The following is an 11,283-nucleotide window of genomic DNA, read 5'->3' as shown; positions in this document are numbered from 1 at the left end:
ATAATCCATTTATTTCGGCATGAGCCGAAATAAATTAGTTGAAGCCGTGCCTGCGGAAAGCGAGTCAGCCGTAGCGGAAATCAACGTATTCCAATGTTCTCTTTAGCAATAAGAGGTAAATCAACACGCGTGCAAATTTATGAATCTATTAAAAAAGATAGAAAATCACACTAGCATGAATATTACAATTGAATTTAAAAGGGTTTATGGTATAGGCGTTGTCTAATAAGTAGACGTCACACCTTTAAATTTAGAAAACTTTGTTAATACATTTATTATGAAGGACATACATAGTATTAACTAAAATTGTTATGTCTAGAAGTTGAATAGTCATTCATTTAAGAGAGTGAAGGTAAAAAAATATACAAAATCATTTGATTTTATACACCAAAATGTATATTTTATACTTTTTTTAGAATATTAATTTCCTGTATAGATAAAAATTTTTTCTGAAAGAATATCTATATTTCTCTTGTATTTGCTATTGAGTTAGAGTTTTAAAGCATTTTTTTGTAAAAATGTCCACTTAAAAAGATAGGAAATTCAAACCTGTATGTTATTTCAAAATAATTATAATTGTATATATTGACGAAGCCTATTTTAAAAATGTATAATTCAAAACAATATAAATAATGTTTAAGATTACGAAATATTCGAGAAGTGAAGTGGAATTCGAATGGTTTTTATAGATAGAATTTTCTGTATGTTCTAATCTATAAATGTTTTTTGAAAGGAGTAACAATTTGAAAACGTCAGAGGAACTTTTAAAGATTAACGATTTGCATACAGGCTTCCGAATTGGCGATACGTATTTTAATGCCGTAGATGGTGTTTCCCTTACATTACGTAAAAATGAGATTTTAGCCATTGTAGGAGAATCAGGTTGCGGAAAAAGTACGTTGGCGACATCAATTATTGGCTTGCATGATCATTATAAAACACGTGTTCAAGGTGAAATACTGTTCAAAAATAAAAATTTAGCGCGTATGACAGAAGAAGAGTTCAATGAAGTGCGTGGTCTAGATATTGGTATGATATTTCAAGACCCGCTTTCAGCTTTAAACCCATTAATGCGTATTGGAGAGCAAATTGAAGAAGGCTTGATTTATCATACGAAGTTAACAAAGGAACAACGTCGCGCACGTGTACTTGAGCTTTTAGGTCAAGTAGGTATCCCCAGTCCTCCACGTGTTACTAGACAGTTCCCACACCAATTATCGGGCGGAATGCGTCAACGTGTGATTATTGCTATTGCTATTAGTTGTAAGCCACAAATTATTATTGCGGACGAGCCGACAACAGCACTCGATGTAACGATTCAAGCGCAAATTTTAGATTTACTCATTGAACTGCAACAGGAAACGGAAGCAGGGATTATTTTAATTACACATGACTTAGGTGTTGTCGCTGAAGTAGCGGATCGCGTAGCTGTGATGTATGCAGGGCAGATTATTGAATTAGCACCAGTCGAAGAGCTATTTGCAAACCCGAAACACCCATATACGCGCTCACTATTTAACTCGATTCCACAAATGAATCGTCAAGATGAAAAGTTAAATGTCATTGAAGGGATTGTGCCTTCGTTAATGAAACTACCACGCACAGGCTGCCGATTTGCTCCACGTATTTCGTGGATTCCACAGTCAGCACACGAGGATCACCCACAGTTACATGAGATTTCAGCAGAACATTTCGTTAGATGCTCATGTTATAAACACTTTTACTTTAAAGGCGAAGAAGGAGGACGAACATCATGAGTTTTATGCAAATAAATGATTTAAAAGTCCATTACCCCATTCGCGGCGGATTTTTTAATAGAGTAGTGGATCATGTTTATGCTGTGGATGGCGTAACGATGGAATTTGAACGGGGCAAAGCATATGGTTTAGTTGGAGAATCTGGCTGTGGCAAATCGACAACGGGGAAATCGATTATTGGGTTAGAGAAGATTACATCAGGGTCTATTATGTATGAAGGTGAAAATGTTACCAATCGTCGCCGTGATCGAAATTCAGCTTATAACCGTGATATTCAAATGATTTTCCAAGATTCCACGTCAGCGATGAATCCACGTAAACGTGTGCAAGACATTTTAGCGGAGCCCATTCGTAACTTTTTAAGTTTAACACCACAGGAAGAGTCAAAAAAAATTAGTGAGTTATTGGCTATTGTCGGGATGCCTGAAGATGCAAAATTAAAATACCCCCATGAGTTTTCAGGTGGTCAAAAGCAGCGTCTTGGAATTGCTCGTGCGATGGCGACAAATCCTAAACTAATCATTGCAGATGAACCCGTATCAGCACTTGACTTATCTGTACAGGCACAAGTGTTAAACTTTATGAAGGATATTCAACATGAATATGGTTTAAGTTATTTATTCATTTCACATGACCTTGGGGTCGTAAAGCACATGTGTGATTATATTAACATTATGTATAAAGGTCGCTTTGTGGAAACAGGTACGAAGCATGAAATTTATAATAATCCACAACATATTTATACGAAGCGATTACTATCTGCCATTCCGGATATTACACCGACTGGGCGTGAAGAACGTAAACGTGAGCGTATCGAAGTTGAGCGCCATTATCAGAAGGAACATGCAAAGTATTTTGATGACAATGGCCGAGTATTTGATTTAGTACCTATTTCAGCTACACATTTTGTAGCGGCTACATCTTCAACTGCACAAGTGAAGGGGGGAATCTAATATGTGGAAAACGATAGTGCGACGTTTTTTAATTATGATTCCGCAATTGTTTGTTTTAAGTTTAATTATTTTTGTTATGGCGCAGTTTATGCCAGGTGATCCATTCACTGGAGCAATTACACCAGAAACGGACCCTGGTCGTATTGAAGAATTACGTGAACAAGCCGGTTTAAATGACCCGTGGTATCAGCAATACGCTCGTTGGATTGGCAATGCATTCCAAGGTGATTTCGGGGATAGTTATACGTATAAAATTGAAGTGTCCACTTTAATTGGTGAACGTGCAATTAACACGTTTTGGTTGTCGTTACTAGGCGCTATTTTTTTATATGCGATTGCTGTACCGCTGGGGGTATTAACTGGTCGTTATAACGATTCATTATTTGATCGTAGTGTTATTTTATATAGCTTTATTAGTTTTGCAATTCCAACGTTCGTATTAGCATTAATTTTCTTATATATTTTCGGCTACCAATTAGGCTGGTTCCCGACAAGTGGCTCAGTTGATGTAACTAAGGAGCCAGGAACATTTGGTTATACGATGAGTAAAATTTATCATATGTTACTACCTGCTATTACGTATGCGGTTTTAGGGACAACGGCTATTATTCAATATTTACGAACAGAAGTTGTTGATGCGAAAACGATGGACTATGTACGTACAGCGCGTAGTAAAGGGATTCCAATGCGTAAAGTATATACACGTCACATCTTTCGTAACTCGTTATTACCAGTTGCAGCATTCTTTGGTTTTACAATTACAGGTTTATTAGGTGGATCGATTTTCATCGAAACCATTTTTGGCTTCCCGGGTATGGGACAACTGTTTATTTCATCAATTGCATCTCGTGACTACAGTGTCATTACGGCACTTGTTATGTTATATGGCTTCTTAGCGTTATTAGGTAGTCTATTATCCGATATTATTATGAGTATTGTTGACCCACGAATTAGGATTGAATAGACCATACTAATACTGTTAAGGAGAGGTGAAAAACAAGTGGCTAAACAAAATAATACTAAAGTAGTTAGTGCTCCTCCTACAGGTATGCAAGTCGTATGGAGAGAGTTTAAAAAAGATAAAGTAGCGTTATTTTCGCTCATTAGTTTAATGATTGCAATCGTTGGTATTTTCATTTGGGCGACATTTTTTATCGACCAAGATTCAGTTATGCGTATTTCTTTACGCGATAAATTCGCAGAGCCAGGAGCTAAGTACTTATTAGGTGCTGATGCTGGTGGTCGTGATATTTTAGGTCAACTCATTGTTGGTGCACGTAACTCCATCATGATTGCCATTGCCATTACGATGATTACAGGGATTTTTGGTATTTTAATAGGTTTAGCATGCGGTTACTTTGGGGGCTGGATTGATAATATGTTCATGCGTATTATTGACTTCTTCATTACGGTTCCATCAACAATGATTATTATCGTATTTATCACTATCGTACCAAAATTAACAGTTACATCTTTTATCCTCATTATGAGTATATTTATGTGGACCGGAACAGCCCGTCTTGTGCGTTCCAAAGCACTTTCTGAAAGCAGGCGTGATTATATTAATGCATCAAAAACGCTTGGTACCAATGACTTCATAATTATTTTGAAGGAACTGATGCCAAACTTAAGTTCGATTTTAATCGTCGAGCTAACATTAAACTTTGCTGGAAATGTTGGAATTGAAACTGGTTTATCGTATCTTGGATTCGGTTTACCACCATCTACACCATCTCTAGGAACACTTGTAAGTTATGCCAATAACCCGCTTGTGTTATCACAATATTGGTGGGTATGGCTACCGGCTGCGCTAACCATTTTATTATTAATGTTAGGCATTAACTATGTAGGTCAAGCATTACGTCGTGCAGCCGATGCAAAACAACGATTAGGTTAATCATACAAACATAAGGACATGCAGTTTAGTCCTTATGCTTGGGGTTAATTAATTGAAAAGTAGTTATTTTCAATAAGTGTAATAAATAAACTGGTTTATATTTACATACTACCATAATTACCACATAAAGGTAAGTGTGTTGGGTATAAAAAAAGCTGGGTATATGAATATTTTTTTCCAGCGTAATAAAAGGGAGGAAAACAATATGAAGAAAAATTGGTCACTTCTAGCGATGTTACTGGCAGTCCTTTTCGTATTAGCTGCATGTAGTAACAAAGATAATGGTACAAATGATATTGAAAATACTGCTGAAGAGTTAGCGTTCCCGTCATCCATTGAAAACGAAGGTGAAGCAATCAAAGGTGGAACATTAATGGTTGCGATGCAAAAAGATGAGCCATTCCAAGGGATTTTCTCTTACTCACTTTATAAAGATGCATATGATGATTACTTAATGTATTTTGCTTCGAACAAAATTTTCGAAACTGATGATGACTTTTTAATCACTGACAAAGGGATTGCAAGCTATAAAATCACTTCTCAAGAAGAAGGGAATAATGTCGTAACAATCAAAATTCGTGAAGGCATAAAGTGGTCTGACGGTGAACCGCTTAAAATCGAAGACTTAATTTTACCTTACTATATTATCGGTCATAAAGATTACACGGGCGTACGTTATAATGGGGATTTCCAAAATATCGTGGGTGCTGAAGACTACCACGCTGGTAAAGCTGAAACCATTTCAGGTGTAGTAAAAGTAGATGAAACAACATTAGAATTACACTTAAAAGATATTACACCTGGTTTAGCATCAGTTGGTGACGGTCTTTTATACTATGCAGAGCCTAGCCATATTTTAGGTGATGTTCCGGTAGCTAATTTAATTGGAAACGATGCTATTCGTAAAAATCCTGTAACGCTTGGTGCATTTGTAGTGGACAAAGTAGTTGCGGGTGAATCTGTCCAATATAAAGCAAATGAACACTACTGGAAAGGTAAGCCCAAATTAGATGGCGTTATTGTAAAAGTAGTACCATCTACTTCTATCGCGAAAGCATTAGAGGCGGGGGAATATGATGTAGCTTTAGCATTTGGCTCTTCTAAATACCCTGAGGTAGAAGGGTTAACAAATATTGATATGTTAGCACGTCCTGAGCTTTACTATTCTTACTTAGGGTTCAAACTTGGTAAATACGATTATGAAAACAGCAAAGTTATTACAGATCTTGAAGGTTCGAAAATGGGTGATGTAAACTTACGTAAAGCGATGGCATATGCACTAAACATAGAAGAAGTAACGGAAGCATTCTATGAAGGATTACGTAGCCGCGCGAACGCCATCGTGCCACCTGTATTCTCTTCATTCCACCCAAGTGATTTAGAGGGATACAACTACGATCCTGAAAAAGCACAAGCATTATTAGATGAAGCTGGTTACAAAGACGTTGATGGGGATGGAATCCGTGAAGATAAAAACGGTCAACCATTTGAAATCAAATTGGCGACAATGTCTGGTGACGATGTGGCAGAACAAATTTCTGCATACTGGTTACAAAACTGGGAAGAGGTTGGGTTAAAGGTAGTATACACAACTGGTCGTACAATCGAGTTCAACTCATTCTATGAAAAAGTACAAGCAGACGATCCAGAAATCGACATCTTCATGGGGGCATGGGGGGTAGCTTCAAACCCATCTCCATCAGGTGTATATGGGGATGTAGCACAATATAACTTCTCTCGTTACACGACTGAAGAATTACAAACAACTTTAGATAACATTGACTCAGCGAAATCATTTGATGCAGACTACCGTGCAGAGCAATTTGCGAAATTCGAAGAAATTATTTTCGAAGATGCTCCTATAATACCAATGATGTATCGTTTAGAGCTTACGCCAGTGAATAAACGTGTAAAAAACTGGAACGTTGACTTTGCGGACGCAACGATTACAAACTTACAAGATGTTGAGTTAACGGCTGACAAGCCAATTAAATAATAAGCATCAGTAAACGAACAATCCCTTCCTTGCTTTAGGCGAGGAAGGGATTACTTTATGTTAAATGTAAACGGTCGGCAAGGAATTTACCAATGCCATCTTCGTTATTGCTCAGTGTAATTTCATTTGCAATGGATTTGAGTTCATCAATGCCATTGCTCATAGCAACACCAATTCCTGCATAATCAATCATTTCTAAATCATTATCTTCATCACCAAATGCGATAATACGGTCACGAGGAATTTCTAAATCGTGTGCTACTTTTGAGATACCGACTGCTTTATTTAATCCTTTACGAACGATTTCAATAATTGGGAATGGTGCCCCCCATTTGCGATGCTCGATTAGCTCTGCATGCACATCTTGCAGGTGCTTGCGAATAAGCGGGACATTATGTTCATCTGCTTGGATTAATAAGCTTGTTGGATCTTCTGTTAAGTTAAACTTTAAGTTGCCCGTTGTGACGCGTGGATTCCCCGTATTAAAAATATTTAATAGCGTATCATTTTCATTATGCAAGTAGACATCGTCGATGACTTCGGCAATTAAATTTTGATAATGAAATTTATGCACGGAATCTACTACATCATGTACAACGCTCATGGCGATAGGGGAGTGCATCTCGCCCCATGACCTATTGAGTGGATGATGTGTAAAAGCACCGTTAAAGTTGACGATTGGTGTTGTTAAATTTAACTCACTATAATAGAGCTGGCTTGCACGGAATGGACGACCTGTCGCAATCATCACTTGATGTCCGGCTTCTCTTGCCTTTGCCAGTATTTGTTTTGTATATGGTGAAATGGTTTGGGTATCCGTTAACAATGTCCCGTCTAAATCTAATACAATTAAATGTTGTTTCATGTAGGAAAACTCCTTTCTACGTTCGTTCAATTTTATCGTCTTTTCTTTTCCCTCGTCAAAATATTGTACCCATTTTGACTACAATTTTGATACCCTTGTCATATAAAGTTCGTTGAGGAGTGAATTTATTGTTTGTGCAAAGAGAAGTGTGGAACAATATCCCGCTATTACATGTATATAATGAAGAAATAAAACAGGATGCGCCTGTTATACTTTTTTTGCATGGTTTTATGAGTGCGAAAGAGCATAATCTGCATTATGCATATCATTTAGTAGAGAAAGGTATTCGCGTCATATTGCCCGATGCACCTTTGCACGGAGAGCGCGCTGAAAATGTATCTGAAGTACAAATGAATGCTGCTTTTTGGCGAATTGTTCTAAACTATGTGAAGGAAGTACAAGAAATTTACGAGGCGCTACAAGCGTATGGTTTTAATGGCAAAATCGGTGTGATCGGTACATCAATGGGCGGCATTACGACAACAGGCTGCTTAAAAAAATATGACTGGATTGATGCAGCAGGTGTGTTGATGGGGGCTGTTAGTTATACCGAAATGGCGCAGTTCCAAATAAAACAACTAGAGGAGCAAGGAATAGATGTGCCAATGACGGCAGCGCAACAACAGGCTATGTTAGAAGCGTTACAGGAGTATAATGTGACAACGAATCGTGCTATTTTTGAGCGTATTCCGGTTGTTTTTTGGCACGGTCAAAAGGATTCGGTTGTCCCGTTTCAAATGACGTATCCATTTTATGAGACACTTGTGGAGCAAGGAAGAGCACAAAAGGTTCGGTACATAGTAGACGAAAAAGCAGGGCATGCTGTATCTCGAGCAGGTGTATTAGCTGTAACAGAATGGCTAGCACAACATTTGGCATAAATCGCAACTTTTGATATGATTACAATACACTCTAATGTGAAAGGAAGATACAAGCAATGGCAATCGATCAAGATATGAAAGATAGCATGTTAGGTGCTTTAGAAAATGTAATCGACCCTGAGTTAGGAATTGATATTGTCAACTTAGGTTTAGTATATGATGTAGATTTAAGTGAAGAAGGCGTAGCTATTGTAACGATGACACTGACATCAATGGGCTGTCCATTAGGTCCAGTTATTGTTGACCAAGTAAAAACGGCTTTAAGTGAGTTACCAGAAGTAAAAGAAACAGAAGTAAATATCGTATGGCAACCAGCCTGGTCTAAAGATATGATGTCGCGTTACGCGAAGATGGCTTTAGGCGTTCGTTAAAACTCAAAAATCCACTATGGTGGAATTCAGACAATAGACAAAGTCGATTTTTTCGACTTTGTCTATTGTTTTTTATTTTCGTTTTAGAGAAGGAGACAAAAAGGGTTGTATTGTCGGATTCCGCCCCATGATTAGAAGGTTTGGTTATCTTGTTAGTCAAATTTACAAATGATTTACAAGTTTTTTATATGATATTTACCATGTACACTTGGCACCAAGTTAAGCTAGAAATGATAGTGGTACATAGCGATAGGTGAAAGTACAGAAGTAATCAATCGAGTTTTAAAAGCAGCGGTGAACATGCTTTCTATTGCAAACCTTGGATGAAACAATGCAAGAGGAGTTGTAAAAAAATTATCATCACTCTGAGTATAGAAATTTCTATTTTAGATGGACTTGTCGCGGATACATTACGTTACCGTATCCGAGCAAAAGCCCGCGGTCAAAAAGCTATGATATCCGAGCAAAACATCGCTGCATTCGGTCAAAATTAAATTAGCAAAGAAAGAGGCATGAAAAAGTGAAGAAATTACACCAAGTCAAAAGTGAAATAATGCTTTCAGATGAGCCATCCGTACATGAAACAGCTCAAGTAGCCAATAGTACGGCAGGTGTATATACGTCGGTTGGCGCATTCAATGAAATCGTGGAGTCGTATATTGGGGATTATACATATACGATGGAAAATGTCACGATTAATTATACAGAAATCGGTAAATTTTGTTCCATTGCATCACATGTTTGTATCAATCCTGTAAATCATCCAATGGATCGAGTCACACAACATCATATGACATATCGACGCGTGTCGTATGATTTTGCCAAAACGGATGATCAAGAAGTTTTCCAATGGCGCCGTTCTCATCGAGTGAAAATTGGTCATGATGTTTGGATTGGCCATGGTGCTATTATTATGAAAGATGTCACAATCGGAGATGGAGCAGTGATTGCTTCAGGTGCGGTTGTAACAAAAGACGTTGAACCGTATACCATTGTAGGTGGTGTTCCAGCTAAAAAGATTAAAGATCGTTTTCCAAAAGAGATTGCTGAGAAACTTCAGCAAATTGCCTGGTGGGATTGGTCAAGAGAACAGTTAGAAGAACGCTTTGAGGAATTGAATAACTTACACCGATTTTTAGAGACATACGCTCAATAATTATCAGTACTCATTTTTGATATAAACTTGCAATAGACAAAGTCAATTTTTTCGACTTTGTCTATTGTTTTTTATTGTTACTTTATAAATCATAATGAGTAAATACCTAAACATATATTCTCATTTGAGTAACCGTTGCTTTCCGCTCCGGCACTCGCTTTCCACGGGCGAGATCAAGCCTCCTCGTCGCTCAACCTTCGCTCCTGCGGGGTCTTGATTGTCTCGCTTTTCCCGTAGGAGTCTCGTGCCTCCGCTACAAGCAACTAGTGTTTCATAAAAAATCGGTTGCTTAAAAATAATGAAAGATTCACATTCATTACAGTAGAGACTGTGCAATTATACTTGCACATACAAAGAAATTGATTTCTTTTAGAGAAGAGAACTGTTTTTCTAGTATATCGAGAAGTATTCACTTTTTGCCGTAGCGCGCCATAGCCACAGGAGCCTACACAGGAGATCCAAACAGGCCCCGCCTGTTTTAGCTCCTGTGTAGGCTGTGGCAAAGCGCGGAGGCTACGATACCACTTTAGCTTAATATCTTTTATTACCCTAATGGTATTTTTAGAATGTATTTTTGCTCATTACGAGTTTATCACTCAGTGTTAGTAAACATAGTTTAATCTCAGTGTATAATGTTTAATAAAATTGATTTGTCGACACTCTGAAAGTCCTGTTAGTCAATACGACAAATGTTTAACGGACAGTTTTCACACGCGATGCTATCTTTTAAAAACTGTAAATCATGTATCGTAATATAGCTTTTATTCAACGTGATGATGTTCTGGTTTTTTAAATCATTGAGCATACGGTTAATCATTTCGCGGCTTGTTGCACAAAGGTTCGCAATTTCTGTATTGGTTAACGGGAAGTTAATCAATACGTCGTTGTTCGAACGGAATTCACCGTACGTATTGGCGAGTCTGATGAGTGTTGAGAACAGTGCGCCTTTTTTTCCGTTTAGCATTAAATCACGTAGACGACTTTGATGTTTTAAATTTTCAACTTGTAGCCATTTTAAATACTCCATCAATAGAGGTGGGTTTTCAGATAGTAAAAATTCAAAAGTATCTGTGTGAAGTGCAAGTAAATGCGTTGTTTCAAGTGCTTTTGCAGTTGTTGCGTGATAACGTGTTTTGCAAAATATCGAATTTTCACCGATGATAGCATCTGTCCCACAAATGCGAATGGTCAGTTCCTTGCCGCTTTCGGTTTCTTTACTGATTTGGATTGCGCCACTGCGCACGAAAAAGATATTTTCAGCCCGTTCATCTTCACGGAAAATATAATTTCCTTTATCCACTTTAATAGCCAAACCGTGCATTTCAAATAAATCATAGATTTTCATCGGCATACTGTTTAGAGCAACGATAACAATCACATCCTTTTCTTAAGATAACAACTTAAGAT

10 protein-coding genes are annotated in these 11,283 nt (G+C 37.6%); 8 read left to right on the top strand and 2 right to left on the bottom strand.

From position 1 onward, the window contains the following. The first annotated feature begins 743 nt into the window (after positions 1 to 743). The 5 genes from AAGS61_RS18850 (at position 744) to AAGS61_RS18830 (ending at position 6,603) form a co-directional block, all read left to right on the top strand. Entirely contained in the window at positions 744 to 1,757 is a 1,014-nt protein-coding gene (locus AAGS61_RS18850) for an ABC transporter ATP-binding protein (RefSeq protein WP_391375578.1), read from the top strand. After that, positions 1,754 to 2,710, top strand: coding sequence for an ATP-binding cassette domain-containing protein (locus AAGS61_RS18845; protein ID WP_391375575.1), 957 nt, complete (start codon positions 1,754 to 1,756; stop codon positions 2,708 to 2,710). The genes AAGS61_RS18850 and AAGS61_RS18845 overlap by 4 nt, the downstream gene beginning before the upstream one ends. A gap of 1 nt (position 2,711) precedes the next feature. After that, entirely contained in the window at positions 2,712 to 3,674 is a 963-nt protein-coding gene (gene opp4B / locus AAGS61_RS18840; protein WP_391375572.1) for an oligopeptide ABC transporter permease, read from the top strand. 12 nt (positions 3,675 to 3,686) lie between these two features. After that, entirely contained in the window at positions 3,687 to 4,607 is a 921-nt protein-coding gene (locus AAGS61_RS18835) for an ABC transporter permease (RefSeq protein ID WP_391375703.1), read from the top strand. 205 nt (positions 4,608 to 4,812) lie between these two features. Next, positions 4,813 to 6,603 carry an oligopeptide ABC transporter substrate-binding protein gene (locus AAGS61_RS18830; protein ID WP_391375569.1) on the top strand — a complete coding sequence of 597 codons (1,791 nt, stop codon included), beginning with the start codon at positions 4,813 to 4,815 and terminating at the stop codon, positions 6,601 to 6,603. 55 nt (positions 6,604 to 6,658) lie between these two features. Here AAGS61_RS18830 and AAGS61_RS18825 read toward each other — a convergent pair whose 3' ends face one another. Beyond that, entirely contained in the window at positions 6,659 to 7,468 is an 810-nt protein-coding gene (locus AAGS61_RS18825; protein ID WP_391375566.1) for a Cof-type HAD-IIB family hydrolase, read from the bottom strand. 134 nt (positions 7,469 to 7,602) lie between these two features. Between AAGS61_RS18825 and AAGS61_RS18820 the strand changes: the two genes are divergently transcribed. The 3 genes from AAGS61_RS18820 to AAGS61_RS18810 all read left to right on the top strand — a co-directional run bounded on the left by AAGS61_RS18820 (position 7,603) and on the right by AAGS61_RS18810 (position 9,876). Next, a complete protein-coding gene (locus AAGS61_RS18820) occupies positions 7,603 to 8,349 on the top strand; it encodes an alpha/beta fold hydrolase (protein ID WP_391375700.1) in 747 nt (248 codons plus the stop codon). 62 nt (positions 8,350 to 8,411) lie between these two features. Beyond that, on the top strand, positions 8,412 to 8,720 hold the full coding sequence (locus AAGS61_RS18815; protein ID WP_391375697.1) for a metal-sulfur cluster assembly factor: 309 nt from the start codon (positions 8,412 to 8,414) through the stop codon (positions 8,718 to 8,720). A 520-nt stretch (positions 8,721 to 9,240) separates the two neighbouring features. Next, a complete protein-coding gene (locus AAGS61_RS18810) occupies positions 9,241 to 9,876 on the top strand; it encodes a DapH/DapD/GlmU-related protein (protein ID WP_391375563.1) in 636 nt (211 codons plus the stop codon). Between the two features lie 673 nt (positions 9,877 to 10,549). Here AAGS61_RS18810 and AAGS61_RS18805 read toward each other — a convergent pair. Then, positions 10,550 to 11,254, bottom strand: coding sequence for a Crp/Fnr family transcriptional regulator (locus tag AAGS61_RS18805; RefSeq protein WP_391375560.1), 705 nt, complete (start codon positions 11,252 to 11,254; stop codon positions 10,550 to 10,552). Positions 11,255 to 11,283 lie beyond the last annotated feature (29 nt).

Source organism: Lysinibacillus sp. KU-BSD001 (genome assembly GCF_042920265.1).
Taxonomy (GTDB): Bacteria; Bacillota; Bacilli; order Bacillales_A; family Planococcaceae; genus Lysinibacillus_B.
Note: the sequence above shows the minus strand (reverse complement) of the source record. Positions and strands in the feature narration are given on the sequence as shown.

Bases quoted from the DNA above. Each gene is read 5' to 3' on its own strand.
- AAGS61_RS18830 (WP_391375569.1), top strand. From the start codon at position 4,813: ATGAAGAAAAATTGGTCACTTCTAGCGATGTTACTGGCAGTCCTTTTC.
- opp4B (WP_391375572.1), top strand. From the start codon at position 2,712: ATGTGGAAAACGATAGTGCGACGTTTTTTAATTATGATTCCGCAATTG.
- AAGS61_RS18825 (WP_391375566.1), bottom strand. From the start codon at position 7,468: ATGAAACAACATTTAATTGTATTAGATTTAGACGGGACATTGTTAACG.
- AAGS61_RS18845 (WP_391375575.1), top strand. From the start codon at position 1,754: ATGAGTTTTATGCAAATAAATGATTTAAAAGTCCATTACCCCATTCGC.